Genomic DNA, 17,517 nt, shown 5'->3' on the forward strand with positions numbered 1-17,517 from the left:
AGTTCAATTCAATTGAGAGATTTATCAGTCTTTATACTGCGACCGGTGTCGAAGCCTGAAGTGCAGTGTTATTGGCTGCAAGTGTTTGATGATTGACCAGTTTGTCAACGGTTTCGACTAAATCTTCCAGGTCAAAGGGCTTACTTAGCAAACCCTGGAATTGATCTTTATCAGGCAAATTTTCTGCATTAGGGATTGAAGCCGTAATAATGACTGCAGGAATACTACAAAGCTTTTTGTCATTACGCATTTTTTGGATAAGATCTCTGCCATCCATTTCTCTCATGATCAAATCAGTAAGGACTAAATCAGGAATAAAACCGGTGTACATCAGGTACAGACCTTCCATGGCGCTTTTCCGCACTTCAACCTGATGTCCTTCATCGGTTAACACGGTTTGAATAACCATTCCAATAACGGGGTTATCTTCAACGACCAATATTTTATTCATGTGTCAATCCTCCAAATTAATATGGATTAGGACTAATTTCAGTATAACACCGGGATTGAGCGAATAGTGTCGAGTCGTGTTTCCTTAATCAGACTAACATGGAAAAAATAGTGTAATATCTGGAAGGAAATCATCAATTCTGGTCGAATTTGCTTATGTACAGATAGGAGAGGCAAAGGAGGACCATGACCGTGTCCGAGTGGATTGAGGCAGCCGAAATGATCAAGTCGGAACGCTGGAACATTTTTTTGGAATGTATCGGAACAGGCTTACATTTGAAATTGATGATTGTATCTGAAGATGGCACGTTATTAACGAAAAGGCCTGAGTCCTGCCCCATTTGTCATCAGACGTATGAACCTTTCAGCCGGCAACCTGTTCGCTGGCCATTGAATGATGGTTTCTTTCTGGATGCAGTGGAGTGCTCTTCCTGCCGGCAGGGAAAATCAAATTTTTCCGTGGCTGACCGGGCCCGTTTAGCTGCGGATATGCTCAGCAGCTTCCAGAATGCGCTGGCCGGATTTAGCGGAGAGATACGGACTGTTGAATTATCTGCGCTGCGTAAATTGAACCATACTGTTATATCTCTTTGTCACGGAGAAGAAAATGTTCAGGATCAATTGCTTGAGCTTATTTTAAATGCCCTGATGATCCTGCTTGATGCAGAGGGGAGCTGGCTAGAGTATGCAGACTCAGGATTCTCTGCCTTACTGATCAAAGGAGATGAGCGTGCGGTAGAGGCTGCCCGTTTAAACAGATATTCTTTTGAAACAACGATCTTTGAAATCAACCAAGGTAATTTACACGGAGAGTTAGGCGTTTTACAGCCTCGTGATTTCAGCCGGGCGGAATTTCTGCTCCCTCTAATGGCTGAAGAGTGTATAATTGCTTTTGATGGGGTTTGTTTATGCCGGTTGCTCAAAAAACAGCTGGATGTACTTTTGGGTGCGGTTGGCAGTGCAGTTGTTATGATTGACCGTCATTATCGAATTATCTATGCCAACAGACAGGCAGAGCAATTGATGAATGGTGCAAATGTTGACCTGCTCGGAAGCTCGATCGCTGATTGGCCGGGACCGTGGCTGGGTTATATCCGTTCCAATACCGTTATCCCGGTTGGTGGGCAAATGGATTCTTTCCCGGATAAGTACAGTGATTCCGACATTTGCCGCGTTGACTGGCAGGTATCTCCATTGCTGGAAGAAACGACAGTCAGAGGCTGGCTGCTGCTGTTGGAGGATCGGACGGATTATTACCACTGGCAGGAGAGTGCCCGTCAGGCTGAGCGTTTTGAGGCGACTGCAAAGATGGTGGGCGTCCTGGCGCATGAACTGCGTAATCCAATCAGTGCGGCAAGCGGGCTTCTACAGCTCATGGGACGCAAGAAAGATCCTGAACTAACACGCAATTATAAAGACCTGGTTTTGCGGGAACTTGACAGGGTCACCCGTTTATTGAATGAATTTTTGCTGCTTGGAAAACCATCCAACATTGAAGCCGAACCGATTGACCCGGTTGCTTTTCTCCAGGAACTGATGCCGCTGTTTCAAGGAGAAGCTATGGGCACAAAGTCAGATATTATTCTGGAAACAGGAAAGGTCTCACCAGTGGCAGCTGATCCGGGACAATTAACGCAGGTCATGCTGAATCTGGTACGAAATGCAGTCCAGGCTGCAGACGCCGGGGGAAGAGTAATCATTCGGCTGGAAGAACGCGGCAATCAGGTTTGTATCAATGTCATAGACAACGGGCCGGGATTAACGCCGGAAGCCATGAAAAATTTGTTCCGTCCGTTTTTTACAACGAAAGAAAGGGGAACCGGTCTTGGACTCCCCATTGTTCGGGCCATCGTACATAATCATGGCGGTGAAATTACGGCTTTTAACAGGGAAGATGGCGGTGCTGTCTTTTCAATGAGTTTCCCCCCGGCGGCAAACCAAAAAAACAGTGAGACCGACGTCCTGATCGCACTGGAAGATAATTTATTTAATTATCCGTTGGAGCAGGCCCTTTTGAGCACTGGGGTAAAAGTGACAACGATTTCGGGCCTGAAAAGGGCGCTACAAGGTTCCGATGAAATGGGTTCCTTTGAAATTTATCCCAAAGTCGTTATTGCCGAATCACCGGATGGGGAGGGCGGCCCAAAGACGTCAGCATTAATTGCTGAATGCCGCACACATTGGCCCGATTCCAGGATCCTGCTGCTTGTGACATCAATACAGCTGCCATCGATGGTTAAAGAAACGGATGATGCAATACAGTACAGTGGGAACCAGCAAGTAAGCTATATACAATATTCTACTGATCTGACCGGATTGATCAGTACAGTGCAGCGTTTATTGGAACATTGGGAATAATATTCTTTGGATGGCAAGGAGCGGCGAGACGCCGTTGTGCAAGACAGTTTGTTTGATTATAATGGTAACAGAGGAGAGTGATCCGATGGTTAATGAATTCAAACAGTTCATCATGAAAGGTAACATTGTCGATTTGGCGGTAGCTGTAATAATTGGCGGTGCCTTCGGGAAGATTGTCACGTCTCTGGTTAATGATATACTGATGCCGGTTATCGGATTCTTGCTCGGAAGGATTAATTTCGCCAATCTGAAAATTGTCATTACGGAAGCTACAGACAGTGTACCGGAAGCAGCGATCAGGTATGGCGCATTCATTCAATCGATTGTTGATTTTCTGATTATTTCACTGGCCATCTTCTTTATGCTGAAAGTGTTGATGAAATTAAGGAAAAAGAAAGAAGAAGAGCCGCCCGCTCCCGAATCACCTCCGGAACCTTCTAATGAGGAAATCCTGCTTACGGAGATAAGGGATATCCTGAAATCCAGGTAATTTTGCATAGATCGATTAACATAAAATGAAGCTGTGAACAACGAATTGAATGGTTAAGAGCATCTTTCCTATGGTGGAAAGGTGCTTTTTTGTTGCATCAATTCTTTTCGTTTCTTGCTTCATTTCTTAATTGGAATTTTGAATATAATATCTGATATTTTCCATTGCCCAGTTTTGGTGATACAGGTTTTTTCGGGTTGACTCGGGATCGGACATTGAGGCTGAATAGGCTGACCTTTTTCCTTGCTTAAGTTCCTGGAATACCTTGAGAAAGTTCGGCCGGAATTTTGCGGCGGCAGCTCTATTAATATAATATCTGCGCCAGATATCGAAACAGGTGTCTATCGGATGATTCAAGCTGCACCATCTTTCAGCCTGACATTCGGCGCAGTTAATGGACTGCGTCATCTCAATTTCAACGGTATCGATAAAACCTGCCTTGAAATCAGTATAACAACAGATCCGCGCAGATAGTTCGGAATCACCATAACAGCATTCTTCGTTCCAATAACCGATCTGATTGATTAATTCCGGCCTTAAGGCTTGGCAGCAGCCTGGAACAAAGTCGAGCGGAGCGTCAATATGACCGTTTTCTAATTGTAAATAATGAATGTTGTCTTTAACTCTAGGAATAACCGGAGGGTAATACCGAGGGTAAGGTTTTCCTCTTTTAACGCCCAGAAGTCCTGCTTCAGGAAACGTCTCAAAAACCTCCATAAAACGTGAAATCCATTTCTTGCTGATCATAAAAACATCACTGTCAATGGTTAAAAAATATTGTTCCGGTTTTCTTCTGGAAAGATTTAAGTTCAGGGGATAAATGGGTCCGCAGTTTAGAGGAAGCCTGGTTACGGATTGGATGCGCGGGTCCTGAAGGGATCTTAAATATTCCCAGGTATCATCCCTGGAATTGCTGTCGATGATGTGCATTTCAAATTCTTCTGAAGTATCAAGGATCGAATCAAGATTTCTCGCGGTCAGGCCCAAGCGGTTAAATGTAATATAACTGATGAAAGGTGGAATCATTGTCTTCCCTTCCTCTTTCCATATCTTGTTTCAAATACTTCTGGAGCATGTTTTAGAAGCTATTACAGCATATTGTATGAAAACTAGGTTGAGCTTGTTTGAGATATCTCCATTATTTTGAGAAAATGCTTGTTTTTCTTCACAATAAATTTCTCAAAATCATATTAATAAGCACGTACTAAAATTGGATAATATTAGAAATACAAAGGAGGTATTGTGGTGTCTGATGACTACCAAAATGGTAAAAAAATATTGGATAAAATATCTTTGGCAAATTTCTTATGTCACTTGCAGATAATCCAAGATGAATTGCGTAATAATCAAACAGAAACTGGATATGCAGCTGAGTCCGGACTATACGCACGTTTTGCTACAATTAAACAAGCTGTGAATACAACAATCATATGTATTGGTGTATTGTCGGGACTCTTCTTAGGTGGGGCGACAATAAAAATTCTTCACAAGAGCAAGGTTGATAATCAAACCAGTCCCAAAGATCAGGTAGGTAGAAAAAAGATTGTGATCGTAAGAAATCTGAAAATAAGCGTAACTGCGGTAGGTGCCCTGTTTTTCTTTGGCAGTTCGTTTAAATTTTTCTGCAAGAAAAAAGGCTGCTGTCCCAAGCATTGGCCTGATTGCAAGAAAATCCTAAAACTGTTGGAAAGCCCGACATTTGGGCTTGCAGAAATCAAAACTGAGATATTTTCGATAGAAAAAGCAGTGAATCATCCATTTTTCGGATTGCAGGAGATTAAGTCCGAAGTTCAGGTTATTGAATTCACGGTTGAGAATATCGAAAATAAGCTAGACAGTCCAACGTTTGGGTTGGCAGAGATCAAGACGGAAGTCTTCAGTATAGGCACGCTGGTTGAAGGTATTTTCACGAGCATGATGGGAGCAACGTTTGGTCTGCAGGAGATAAAATCCGAAGTAGCCGCAATCGAAGGGGCAGTGTTCAGTCCGACATTTGGCTTAGCAGAAATTAAAACGGAAATCTTCCAGATCCAAAACGCTGTATTGAGTCCCACCTTTGGCTTACTGGAAATAAAATCTGAAGTAGCAGCGATAGAAGCAAGTCTAGGTGCTGCCAACGCCCAGACTTCAGGACCGTTCAAACTCAGTAACGCCAGTGTAGGGAATATCCTGGATGTTAAAGTCATGAACAACAGTGCATCCACTATCGGGCCCATTAATGTTTCGGTCTTTAATGTAGATGTCTGTCCCAAGACACTTCTCAGTCCAACTTTCAAATCAACGGTTACCTTGCCACCTTACTGCACGACAAGCATCTTCTTCAATCAAAAATTGCCCAACACCCAGATAGAAATCGAAGTATCCGGCGCGACTCCAGGAAAGGTATTTATTTGGTCAAGAACAACACCTACTGTGGTCAGTGACCAAATTGTAGACCCACTTTTCAGCAGTAATTATCTACCGCTGCAACAGCCTCTTGATCCTTGATTGTCAAATAGGTATAAGATGAGCGTTAGAGAAGCCTGCCTGTATTATTACGGGTGAGCTTCTCGCTATTCGAAAGTGTCTTTGGTTTAATCCTTGATAAAAACTGCAATATGGGCGAGAGAATCCAAATGGTTTTGTTTCAGCACTTGAATTAGGTTATGGAGAATCGGGTATTTATGTTCGATAGCCTTTGTATAGGATTGAATCACCATGATGGCAGTATCAACGGTCAGTTCCTGCTGATAAGCCGATATTCCAACGAGCTGCATTTTGAGCAAGGCATAATTAACTGCCAGCAGCAAGTAACTGTAATAAACTGAATTCCCATTCAAGTCATAAGGGAACAGCTTCATAAAAACATAATTTAAGAGGTAGTTTTCCAGGATATAGTCATGTTCACGCATAAAAGGGGAGTAATACCTTTGATAGGCTTCTTCATAGCATTTAGCAACTTGGGTATAACTTGTTGAAGCATAAAAACGAATTCCTTCTAAGAATTTACTGAAACAACGCAGATACCGGTCTGATTCAATCGAGGGAAGAATCACACGGATTGCAGGAGGTAGAAACAGGGAAATACGTGGGACCGGAGAAACAGGAATGGCTGTTATATCCTGCATTGCTGAAGCATCTGTAAAAAGAGCTGTGTAGCTCAAAATGAGATCAGGGATTCTATCAACAGCAGACACTTTTTCCAGCCGGTCAACCTCTTCCATAAAGGCCCCAAGAAAAACAACCCTGTCATCTAAATGGTATTTTCTGTCTTTCAGGATACTCCAAGTGAATTCTCTGAGTTCAGACAGGTGCTTCGCAGGTTTATTCTGAAATATTTCGTCTTCGGTGTTCAGCAAATTGTAAACAAAATTCCGGGTATCATTAGGCTCTTCAACTTCGATTAAGTCCATCGCCTCAGTCTGTAACAGAGCCAGTCGCGCCGCTTCCGGACAAGCTAGAGTTGCTGATTTTTCCAGGACACCGTTAAAAATATTGCCTATACACGGAAAGGAAGCGCAGATCTCGGATAAGTACTGTTCTCCTTTCCGGCATTGCAGGAAGCACAGTCTTTCTTCCGTGAGGAAAGGACAACGATAATCATTGGTCGGATTGATGGTGATATAATCCTGTTTTGCTGTTGAACTGCGGATGATATAAATATTTTCTTCAAATAACTTACGGATGACGGGATCATTTTCCATCTTATATTTGCTGAAGGTTTCAGGATCGATTCGGATGTTAAAACCTATGCAGCAGGAGTTTTCACAGGCTGAGGCAATACAGCTGAAGGCTTTGAGATAGGAAGGGGACAAAACCTTTCTTTTTGCTTCGGTCATGAAATGCACCTCATCGTGGTTTATATTCATACCACTATATTCATATGACTATCCTATGTAACCATATTCCGGGTTGAGACTGCACATAACAATTTCCGCAACATAAAAATATAGCAAAGAAAAATGATAAAGCACCGGAGAGAGCGCGATGATTACAATCAGTTTATGTATGATTGTCCGGGATGAGGAACTGACACTGGAAAGATGTCTGACGGGGATTAAAGGCATTGTCGATGAGATTATCATTGTGGATACCGGTTCTGTTGATCGAACTAAGGAAATTGCAGCAAAATTCACCGAGAAGATTTATGATTTTACGTGGATTGATGATTTTGCTGCGGCCAGGAACTATTCTTTTTCCATGGCTCAGATGGACTATATCCTGTGGCTGGATGCTGATGATGTAATTTTGGAAGAGGATCGTCAACTTCTTATGAAATTAAAGCAGGAAATACCGCTGTCCTTTGATGTTGTGATGATGAAATACAATGTTAGCAGGGATGAAAAAGGGTATGAGACCGACACATTCTACAGGGAACGGCTGATTAACAGAAGTGCCGGTTTCAAATGGTGCAATCCAATTCATGAGTGTATTGAGTTCAGCGGCAATATTCTTCATACTGAAATCTGCATTACGCATTGTAAAGAACGCGGTACAAGCGACCGAAACTTAAAGATCTTGGAAAAACTCATAAGACAAAGCAGCAAAATCAGCGCCAGGGACCTGTACTATTATGCGAGGGAACTGTATATCAACAGCCGCTGTGAGGAGGCCGCTGAGCAATACAATCGCTATTTGGACAGTGAAAATATGTTTGAAAACTATGCGATACTGGCTTGTCTGGACCTTGCCGATTGCTATCATCGGGCTCAGGAATGGAAAAAAGCGCTCCGGACATTGATCCGGAGTTTTGAATACGGCAGTATGCGCGCTGAGACACTGTGTTACATTGGGAGCTTATATTTGGAAAAAGCAGAATACCCGAAGGCAATTGGCTGGTACGAGTTGGCGCTTACCCTCAAAAAGCCTGACATCAGCTGGAATACCGTCCTGCATGATTTCTGGGGTTTTATCCCGAATATTCAGCTATGTTACTGTTATTACAGGATCGGGGATATGGAAGAAGCACAAAAATACAATGAAAAAGCGGCTCAATACAAACCGGATAATCCGGGAGTCGTATTCAACCGCATGTTATTTAGTAGCCTTGGCTATCAAGGGGCTGCAATTACTTCAAAGCTAAAGTAGTTGAAGTTATCCAGGTATTTGGCGGTTATAATAATTGTCGTCGTATCCGCAACTGCTAACGTCATAACCCCGGTATCAGGGTCAATAGGAAGAAGCGTATTCGATGATTCGTAACGTAAAGCAGTTTCGTTGGAATTATCAATATTGGTATTGACATCGATTGTACTGCCGACGGTATCCGTCATAGCGGCGCTTGCAGCATTTACAAATGACAGCCTTTCATAGACCATAGGTGTAGAAACATTCATTGTTCTGGTTTCTCCAGGGTCCAAACTAATGGAGGTTGACTGGGCCCAAGTATCATCATCCTGGCTTTGCTCCACGATAGCAAGACCTGCTGTAGGGGCCGCTGAATCATAGGTGATTGTATAAGCTGTTTCTAAGGCATGCCCTTCTAAAACAAAGCTTGTGGATAAATAGGAGAAGTCACCGATGACAGGACTGGTGTAAATGACGGTATGGGTCAGGGAATACTCGACAATCAGCATAGGCCACATGGCACTTTCGGCATATTCTCTTGTCCTGAAGGCCAAAAGGGAATTTGTAAGCTCTGTAGTCTGAAGCATAATGCCATAATTGTCGGCAGGTGTAGTATACCAGTCTCTCACCAGATCGGTCATGGCGATATCGATATAGCCATTAGGGTTGTTATCATCAACCAGCGTATAATCAGGAGTTAAAACGGATCCGGGAGCATTATCCCAGGTTACAGCAGTTTCTTCAAAGGCAGCGGTTAAACGGTAAATATCCAGCTGCTGCGGCGCGCCTGCTTGATAACGCGTAGTCAGATAAAGCCGGAGTACCGCCTTCTGGATGGTAATATTTAGTTCAAGCATGGAGAGGTCAAACCTTAGCAAGTTTCTATAGATTGAACTGGAATACGGATCCAGGCCTGTATACATCGCACCTGTCTTTCCGTTATTCGCAGTTGGGGTAAGATTGGTTATATAGGCATCGGCTGCCGCGTAAAACGTGTGAATCAATCCTATCACCTTTCCTTTTTGAACGAGCTTTTCTACGTTATATAGTATTCCGCTTGTCCGCGGATTGCGCATCAAGATTCACCAGACTTGCTTGATTCACATAGTATGAATTGTAAATTTGATACAGTTCAAGGAGAAAGCAATGGTCACAATTAGCCTGTGCATGATTGTAAAAAATGAGGAAAAGACGCTCGGAAGATGTCTCGAAAGTGTCAGAGATATACCCGATGAAATAATTATTGTGGATACTGGTTCTACGGACCAAACCAAAATGATTGCTGCCCGTTATCAAGCTAAGGTCTATGATTTTGCCTGGATAGATGATTTTGCAGCAGCCAGGAATTTTTCTTTTGCCCAAGCTACCCAGGACTATATTCTCTGGCTGGATGCGGATGATGTGCTGCTGGAGGATGACAGGAATAAGCTCCGGCAGCTGAAAGAGACCCTGAATCCGCAAGTGGATATTGTGATGATGAGATATAACCTTGGCGTTGATGATAAAGGGAATGCTGTCTGTACTTTTTTCCGGGAAAGACTCCTGAAAAGGTCGATGAACTATACCTGGCAAGACCCGATTCACGAATATATAAAAATTGAAGGAAACATTATCAACTCGGACATTTGTGTGACCCATAAAAAAGTTGAACGGAAGACCGCAAGAAATCTAGAGATCTTTGAAAAGATTATTTCCGAAGGCCGGATCTTAAGCGACAGAAATTGTTTCTATTACGCACGGGAGCTTTATATTAACAGCAGAATTGACGAAGCCATTCAATACTACGACAAATTCCTCGATACCGAAGGAGGGCTTCTATCTAATTATATTGATGCCAGCATCGATATGAGCAACTGCTATTTGAGCAAAAATGACCGGGGAAATGCGCTTAAAGCATTGCTGCGAAGTATGGAGCACGATCTTCCCAGGGCAGAAGTCTGCTGCCAGATCGGTCATTTGTATAAAACTGCGGAGGATTATCCCAAGGCAATATTCTGGTATGAGCTGGCAACCACGATAAAAAAGCCGGAAGAAAGCTGGGGGTCTGTCGTCCATGATTGTTACGGTTATATTCCGTGTATGGAGCTTTGCGCCTGTTACTTCAAATCCGGTAACCTGGCGGAGGCCATCCGCTATAACAAGAAGGCCGGTGAGTATAAGCCGGATGACAAGCTGGTTCTGCATAATCAAAAATATTTTGAAACTTTACTGGGCAGTGTCGTCAGTAAAAATTAAAGATGATGTTATACAAAGATGATGATATACAAAATAAACCAATGCACTTTAGGCATCGGCAATCTATAATCAGGAGTCAAAATAATGGAGAAGAAAAAGGTTCTGCTGGGAAGCCCTGTCTGCCAAAAATCCAATATCTTAAGAGAATTTCTTGATTCGCTGACCAGACTGGAACAGGAAAATGTACGCATCGAGTATATTTTTGTTGATGACAATCATGAGGAAGAGTCCAGCCGGCAGCTGCTGCTTTTCGCCCAAAACAAACCAGTCAGACTGTATCAATCCGTGGACAAAGAAAAGAATCCTGAAACCTACGTATGTGATGACGCAACCCATTATTGGAAAGAGCACCTGATATGGAAAGTTGCTAAGTTTAAAGATTTTATGATTCAAAAAGCGATTGAAGGTTCTTATGATTATTTGTTTTTAGTTGATTCGGATTTGCTTCTTTATCCTCGAACCATCACCCACCTGATTGGAACCGGCAAAGATATTATTTCTGAAATTTTCTGGACGACGTGGTATCCGGAAACTCCGGAGCTGCCCAATGTGTGGCTGTATGACAGCTATGATCTGGTTCGCAGGCTCAGAGGGGAGAGCCTGACCCCGGAGGAACAAATGAAGAGGCAGCAGGCTTTTCTCAATCAATTGAAAGTCCCCGGCGTTTACGAAGTAGGAGGTCTTGGAGCATGCACACTGATTAGCAGAAAAGCCCTGCTTCAAGGAATCTGTTTCAGGGAAATAGAAAATTTGACTTTATGGGGAGAAGACCGTCATTTCTGCATCCGGGTCAAGGCGCTGGGGTTGGACTTGTTTGTGGATACGTATTATCCAGCTTATCATATTTACCGGGAATCAGCGCTGGCGGGGGTAAGTGATTTTAAGAAAAAGTGCGACGCCGATAAAGGTAGACTAGAAGTAAAAGAGAGAACCAATGAAAAATATTTAAGTGTTCATAGACCAAAATTAACGCTGTCAATGATTATGAAAAATGAAGCAAATCGCTATCTGGAAAAAGTGCTGGAAGAACACAGGCACTATATAGATGAAGCTGTCATTATTGATGACGGCAGCACGGACAACAGTGTCGATCTTTGCCGGAAGATACTTCGGGGGATTCCGCATCAGATCATTCAGAACCCGGTATCAAAATTTCAAAATGAAGTGGAACTTAGAAAACAGCAGTGGGAAGAAACGGTCCGGACAAATCCGGAATGGATCCTAAACCTGGATGCAGACGAAATGTTCGAACGTAAATTTAAGGAGAAAGTCCAGGATTTAATCTGTAATCCTGATGTGGACCTTTATTTTTTCCGTTTATATGATTTCTGGGATGACAATCATTACAGGGAAGATAAGTACTGGCAAGCCCATTCCATTTATCGGCCTTTCTTGATCAGGTACAGGCCGGATTTTCAAGCCGAGTGGAATGAAACCCCCCTGCACTGCGGGAGGTTTCCGAAAAATATTACAATGCTTTCCTATGCTTTAGGCGATCTGAGGATCAAACATCTGGGCTGGGCGGACCCGAAAGACCGTTTGGCGAAGTACCTGCGGTATTTGCAGCTTGATCCTGAATCGCGTTATGGCTGGAAAGAACAGTATGAGTCTATCCTTGACCCGAACCCCAGACTGGTCGAATGGGAAGAGAGTCCATTGCGTTAGTCATATCAAATACGCTTGTTGGGAGACCCGAATATCGTGATGGAAGGTATCAAAATAGAAAAATGCCCTATATGTGAAGGATGTAAATTGGAAGTTTTTTTTGAATACAGCGGATTCAGACTGATTCATTGCCTGAAATGCGACTTAATTATGAATGAGCACGTTGCTTTGATCATGCAGGGCAGCAGCCCGGACGGTCTGATTGACGAAACGTATGACGACAGCTGGATCATGATGCGCCAGCAGTACATCCAGGATACTTTTCTGCAGCATGCAAGTTTTAATATTTTGCTGCTGGAAGTGTTTTGCCCCCATAAAGGTGACCTTCTGGAAATCGGTTCCGGTACAGGCGAATTTATTTTCATGGCAAAAAATGCGGGATGGAATGCCACGGGTGTAGAACCGTCTGAAAAGGCATGTATATTTGCTGATGAACGATTCGGAATTCAAATGATCAATCATGTATGGCAGACCGGCGTATTGGAACAAAATAAAAAATTTGAGGCAATCGTATTTTGGCATGTTCTGGAGCATATGGCTGATCCGGTGGGATTCCTCAAAGGAATATCCGGCTTGTTAAAACCGGATGGGAAAATATTTCTCAGCATTCCGAACAGGGATTCATTCACCAACGCGGCTTACGGACCTTATTCCCCGCTTTTTATGGAAAGGGATCATCTGTTTCATTATAATGCTGCGAATCTGACCCTGCTTCTGGAAAAGGCAGGACTCAAACCGGTTTCGCTTTTTTCGAGGGAAACGTATCAAAAAATGGAATCGGACCTGAACGCTTTATCAAAAATATCGAACAGGCCTGATAGCGGATCCCTCGATCAGATGATGGGAATGATAGCACGGCTGCAGTCTCAGCACCAGGGGCATGAACTGTTCTGTATTGCAGTTTCATTATTTTTATAGGTCGTGTCTAAAAAATTATGTAAAAAAGGTAGATAAAACAGCAGGCAAAGGTGTATACTTAAAATAAGTTGGAAGAAATTCCAAATTTTTGTTGTGTATAGACAGAAATATCAGACGGAAAGAGGAGACAAACAAATTATCATGATTCAATTTAAAAAAGCATTATCCGTTGTTATCGCCATGATATTATTCGTCGCAACGCTTTCAAGTGAAGCAGCAGCCTTGCCGGCTGCGCTTTACCAATCAAGCACCCTGCAAACGATTACTGCTGGGGCAACTTTGGAGAATATATCGAGATTCACTTTGAACGGCTGGTTAAATATTAATGTTTTACGAATCGATACGACGAATCAAAATATAAAAATTGATACATTGACAAACGATCAGATCACAGAAAAACTCGTCACTGTTCCCGCTCTAGCTCAACAAGATAACGCTGTGGCAGCGGTGAATGCCAGCTTTTTCAATGCAATAAATGCGGGAACCGGCTATGCCGACGGGCCAATCGTTCAAGATGGTAGCTTGTTGTCGACAGCCAGCTGGTATAATCAAAATAAAAATGAAATGGCTTCTTTAAGCTTAAGCAATTACGGCGAATTGAGTATTGGCTATTGGAAAAATGAGATTCAATTGATTGGCCCTGATTCTGCGCCGTTTGTTGTTTCTCAGTACAACCAGCCCAGCCGTCGGAATTATACCGATATTACCGTTCTTGATAAGAAATGGGGGGCTTCCACACTAGGGGCTTCGGCTGCCTATCCTGACCTGGTTGAAGTTCTTGTATCTGACGGCCGGGTTGTGGAGGTGCGTCAGGCTCAGTCAGCCGCAGCGATTCCTACTAATGGCTTTGTAATCATCTCCAGGGGAGAACAAGCAGCAAAACTGGTGCAAAGTTTGCAAATTTGCGGACAAGCTTCTCTAAGCCTAAACTCAACCCCGGACTGGTCCGGCCTTCAAATGTCAGTCACCGGAGCTTCTGTTCTGGTTAAGGACGGTCAGATACCCGATAAATTCTCATATAATGTTAGCAGCTTTAATCAGAATAATCCCCGCACGCTCGCAGGAAGTACGCAGGACGGCAAACAACTGATTCTGGTTACTGTGGACGGAAGACAGGACAACAGTATTGGTCTTACCCAAAAAGAGTCAGCAGAACTGATGCTGCAGCTGGGCGCTTACAATGCCATGATACTTGACGGAGGCGGGTCAACGGCCATGGTGGCCCGAACCCCTGGGACAAAGCAGCTCCAGGTTGCCAATGTCCCTTCAGAGGGAACATTAAGGCCGGTTGCGAACGCCATCGGGATTTTTTCTTTGGCTCCTGCCGGAACACTTTCAAGATTAATCATTGAAACCGAAAGTCCAAATGTTTTTGTCAATACTTCGAGAAGTTTTACACTTAAAGGAGTAGACCAATACGCGAACCCGGTGGACATTGACCCTGAGGATGTGAAGTGGGGAGTCAGCGGTATCAAAGGCACGTTTTCAGGAAGTACGCTTCGTCCGACTTCCGTGGGGGATGGAAAAGTCACCGTAAAGGTAGGGGATGTGACGGCTGAGTTGGATATTTGCTCTTTAAGCGCCCCCGCAAGGCTTATTCTGAGTACCAATGAAATCAAGGCGCCATTAGGGCAAAGCCAGACGATACAGGTTACAGGCTGCAGTCTGGAGGGATTTACAGCTCAGATTCAGCCGGAAGATATTCAGTGGAAGGTATACGGCAGCATCGGCATCGGAGAATGTCTTAATGGTGTCTTTCAGGCTCAGAACGCAGGTGCAGGCTATATCAAGGCTTCCGTCGGCAATGTTCATGCCTACTGTGCGGTTGCCGTATCTTCGGAAAGTACGGAAAATAAATATGCTTTTGAAGACAGCCTTGGGACATTTTCAGCAAGCTCGGAAAATGTCAGGGGTTCTTACCAGATCAGCAGCGGGCAGGTTTATGCAGGTCAAACATCCGGAGAACTGATGTATGATTTTCTTTATACGGAGGACCCTGGTGAGGCATCCATTCTTTTTGGAAACAAAGGGATCCCGCTTAACGCCAATACGTCAGGCCTTGCCGTTTGGGTTTATAATTCTCTGGAGAATACCAACAAACTCATGGGAGAAGTTATAGATGCCAACGGTAAAAAGCATCAAGTCCAATTTTCAGCGGATATGAGCTGGAATGGATGGAGGCAGGTCAGCGCTTCTCTCGGAAGTATCAATTCCCCGCGCTATTTGACAAGACTCTATGTCCGGAACACGGATCCTTCCAATAGCGGCGGAATGATTTATTGGGATGAGCTTACGGCAAGCGTGAGCAATCATCCAGCCATCGATACTTCCAAGATACCCAAAAATACTGTACTTACGGATAGGGCCAACCGGGCGGCAACGTTCTTTGCGGGATCAAGCAATTTCAGGTTTGCGGTGTTCGGCAGTAGCGTGCAGCCCAGCAGCAAATCCAAACAACAAAGCTTGATGCAACTGAATACGTTTATCAATAAAAATATGGATCTTGCCATTTACACCGGAGCAAGCGCTGCCAAATTAGCTGGAGGAGTGACCAAGCCTGCTATGAAAACTGGCAGCGGGTATAAAATTTTTCATTACAAGAACAGTACTTTCATTCAGCTTGATTGCAGCAAAGGCGGGCTCCGGAGAACTAACCCGGCGCAATGGACCTCGCTGTTCAAAGAATTAGACAGCAGCAAAGGCGATCAAATCTTTGTATCCATGGACTGTGCCCCTGGTTCGTTTGTTAATGCCAAAGAAGCTGCTTTGCTTAAGGATACTTTAGCGGATTACCACAAGGAGACCGGCAAAAATGTCTATGTCTTTTATCCGGGCTCCACGGATCAAGTTCAGTTGGACAGGGGAGTACGTTACATCTCCTGTGCGGGCTTCAACACTTCCGCAGCAGGCAAACAGGCCAATAAGCTGATCGTTACCGTTCTGGGTGATCAAGTTACCTACGAATTTAAAGCGCTATAAAAACGTAAAAAAATTGCTATAAAAAAAAAAGACTTTAGCTGAATGGGGAAAAACCAATCAGCTAAAGTCAACTTGTATCTCGGCTTATCCGAGTAAAGTTCTGGATCTTTGTTAACGGAATTTAGGAATCGATTTACTTGAGTTTGTGCTATCTTTGTTTCTTATTTTTGATCTGGCGCATGGCCTGCTTCATTTCGCCTTTGCTGCCGAACATGTTTTTGATTTTTTCCTGCTCAAGCTGCCGCGAATTTAAACCTTCGTAAGCAAGCTCTTTTTGCAGTTTCTGATAGCTGTTTACCCGGTCTTGCAGCAGTTCACCATTTTCAATCGCTTTGCGTACCGCACACCCTGGTTCCGAGGTGTGGGAACAATCTTTGAATCTGCACTTTTGGGCAAATTCCGCAATATCATCGAAGGTTTGGGCCAGATCACCGGATTCAATCTGCAGCTCTCGCATCCCTGGCGTGTCAATGACAAGGCCTCCGTTAGGAAGCAGCAGCAGCTGGCGGCTGGTCGTTGTATGCCGGCCTCTGTCGTCATCACGGATCTCCCGGGTAGCTAACACTTCCTGGCCCAGCAGGCGGTTAATCAGGGTCGATTTCCCGACGCCGGAAGAACCGATAAGGGCAACTGTTTTACCATTGGCAATATAGGTTAAAATATCCCGGTAACCGTTTTCTGTCATACTTGAACAGACAATGACGTCTGTGCCGGCACAGACATCCGAAATTTTTTGAATCTTTCTGTCTAAATCCGTGCATAGGTCAGCCTTGGTCAGAACAATGACTGGAGTTGCCATGCTGTTGAAAGCAATGGTAAGGTAGCGTTCCAGCCTGCGCACGTTAAAATCATCGTTTAGGGACATGCAGATAAATACGACATCAATATTCGCCGCGACAATCTGGACAGCATGGGTTGTTCCTGCAGCTTTCCGCTCAAAGACACTTTGGCGGCGAAGCACCTGGTAAATGATCGCATTGCCGGAACGCTCGTCTAAGCGGTCAATCATGACCCAATCCCCGACGGCCGGAAAATCTGCGTTGTTTCTGGCGTTAAAAATAAACTTGCCGGAGACCTCAGCCTGCAGCTCGCCATTTTCAGCGATCACTTGATAGAAATCCCGGTGCTGTTCAATGACCCTTGCTAAATATAAACCCTGATATATAGTTGCTTCTTGTGTAAAACGATCGTTCAGACCGTAGGCAGCTAAAAAGTTGTTATTCATTTCATCCTCCAAAATTATTCATCTCAAGTCATGTTAGAAAATCTTTTGGAGGGTACAAGTTTAGTAAACCTGTTTGCCCTCCCGACAGAGGACAAGGGGCTCGTGAGTGCAATAGAACTTCATCATAAATAATACTCCTTTGGTTTAAAGT

General features: G+C 43.9%; 13 protein-coding genes. 8 read left to right on the forward strand and 5 right to left on the reverse strand.

The window, feature by feature from the left end; all coding sequences use genetic code 11:
* Positions 1-31: 31 nt before the first annotated feature.
* Positions 32-451: a response regulator gene (locus tag A7D23_RS14955; RefSeq protein WP_068884392.1), complete on the reverse strand. Its 420-nt coding sequence runs from the start codon at positions 449-451 to the stop codon at positions 32-34.
* A 185-nt stretch (positions 452-636) separates the two neighbouring features.
* On the opposite strand from A7D23_RS14955, the gene A7D23_RS14960 reads away from it, so the two are divergent.
* Positions 637-2,808, forward strand: a complete 2,172-nt coding sequence (locus A7D23_RS14960) for an ATP-binding protein (protein WP_242871546.1) — start codon at positions 637-639, stop codon at positions 2,806-2,808.
* Positions 2,809-2,893: 85 nt separating this feature from the next.
* Complete coding sequence (gene mscL / locus A7D23_RS14965; RefSeq protein WP_019226434.1) at positions 2,894-3,298, forward strand: large-conductance mechanosensitive channel protein MscL; 405 nt, start codon at positions 2,894-2,896, stop codon at positions 3,296-3,298.
* Between the two features lie 126 nt (positions 3,299-3,424).
* Here the strand turns inward: mscL and A7D23_RS14970 are convergent, their stop codons facing one another.
* Positions 3,425-4,324, reverse strand: coding sequence for a glycosyltransferase (locus tag A7D23_RS14970; RefSeq protein ID WP_019226433.1), 900 nt, complete (start codon positions 4,322-4,324; stop codon positions 3,425-3,427).
* Positions 4,325-4,543: 219 nt separating this feature from the next.
* Here A7D23_RS14970 and A7D23_RS14975 point away from each other — a divergent pair, with 219 nt between their 5' ends.
* Positions 4,544-5,785 carry a hypothetical protein gene (locus A7D23_RS14975; RefSeq protein WP_019226432.1) on the forward strand — a complete coding sequence of 414 codons (1,242 nt, stop codon included), beginning with the start codon at positions 4,544-4,546 and terminating at the stop codon, positions 5,783-5,785.
* Between the two features lie 86 nt (positions 5,786-5,871).
* Here the strand turns inward: A7D23_RS14975 and fliB are convergent, their stop codons facing one another.
* The gene (gene fliB, locus A7D23_RS14980; RefSeq protein WP_019226431.1) at positions 5,872-7,116 is read right to left on the reverse strand and encodes a flagellin lysine-N-methylase; all 1,245 of its coding nucleotides are present in this window, start codon (positions 7,114-7,116) and stop codon (positions 5,872-5,874) included.
* Positions 7,117-7,264: 148 nt separating this feature from the next.
* On the opposite strand from fliB, the gene A7D23_RS14985 reads away from it, so the two are divergent.
* A complete protein-coding gene (locus tag A7D23_RS14985; protein ID WP_019226430.1) occupies positions 7,265-8,365 on the forward strand; it encodes a glycosyltransferase family 2 protein in 1,101 nt (366 codons plus the stop codon).
* Here A7D23_RS14985 and A7D23_RS14990 read toward each other — a convergent pair.
* Positions 8,332-9,420, reverse strand: a complete 1,089-nt coding sequence (locus A7D23_RS14990; RefSeq protein ID WP_019226429.1) for a DNRLRE domain-containing protein — start codon at positions 9,418-9,420, stop codon at positions 8,332-8,334. The two genes, A7D23_RS14985 and A7D23_RS14990, sit on opposite strands and share 34 nt — an antisense overlap.
* 70 nt (positions 9,421-9,490) lie before the next feature.
* Between A7D23_RS14990 and A7D23_RS14995 the strand changes: the two genes are divergently transcribed.
* The 4 genes from A7D23_RS14995 (at position 9,491) to A7D23_RS15010 (ending at position 16,141) form a co-directional block, all read left to right on the forward strand.
* Positions 9,491-10,579, forward strand: a complete 1,089-nt coding sequence (locus A7D23_RS14995) for a glycosyltransferase family 2 protein (protein WP_019226428.1) — start codon at positions 9,491-9,493, stop codon at positions 10,577-10,579.
* 84 nt (positions 10,580-10,663) lie between these two features.
* On the forward strand, positions 10,664-12,244 hold the full coding sequence (locus tag A7D23_RS15000; protein WP_019226427.1) for a glycosyltransferase: 1,581 nt from the start codon (positions 10,664-10,666) through the stop codon (positions 12,242-12,244).
* A gap of 87 nt (positions 12,245-12,331) precedes the next feature.
* Complete coding sequence (locus A7D23_RS15005; RefSeq protein WP_015045151.1) at positions 12,332-13,162, forward strand: class I SAM-dependent methyltransferase; 831 nt, start codon at positions 12,332-12,334, stop codon at positions 13,160-13,162.
* A 141-nt stretch (positions 13,163-13,303) separates the two neighbouring features.
* Positions 13,304-16,141 (forward strand): phosphodiester glycosidase family protein, encoded by a 2,838-nt coding sequence (locus A7D23_RS15010; RefSeq protein ID WP_015045150.1) that lies wholly within the window; start codon positions 13,304-13,306, stop codon positions 16,139-16,141.
* 148 nt (positions 16,142-16,289) lie between these two features.
* Here the strand turns inward: A7D23_RS15010 and rsgA are convergent, their stop codons facing one another.
* Positions 16,290-17,366 (reverse strand): ribosome small subunit-dependent GTPase A, encoded by a 1,077-nt coding sequence (gene rsgA / locus A7D23_RS15015; RefSeq protein WP_015045149.1) that lies wholly within the window; start codon positions 17,364-17,366, stop codon positions 16,290-16,292.
* Positions 17,367-17,517 lie beyond the last annotated feature (151 nt).

It is taken from the genome of Dehalobacter sp. TeCB1 (assembly GCF_001707455.1).
GTDB lineage: Bacteria > Bacillota > Desulfitobacteriia > Desulfitobacteriales > Syntrophobotulaceae > Dehalobacter > Dehalobacter restrictus.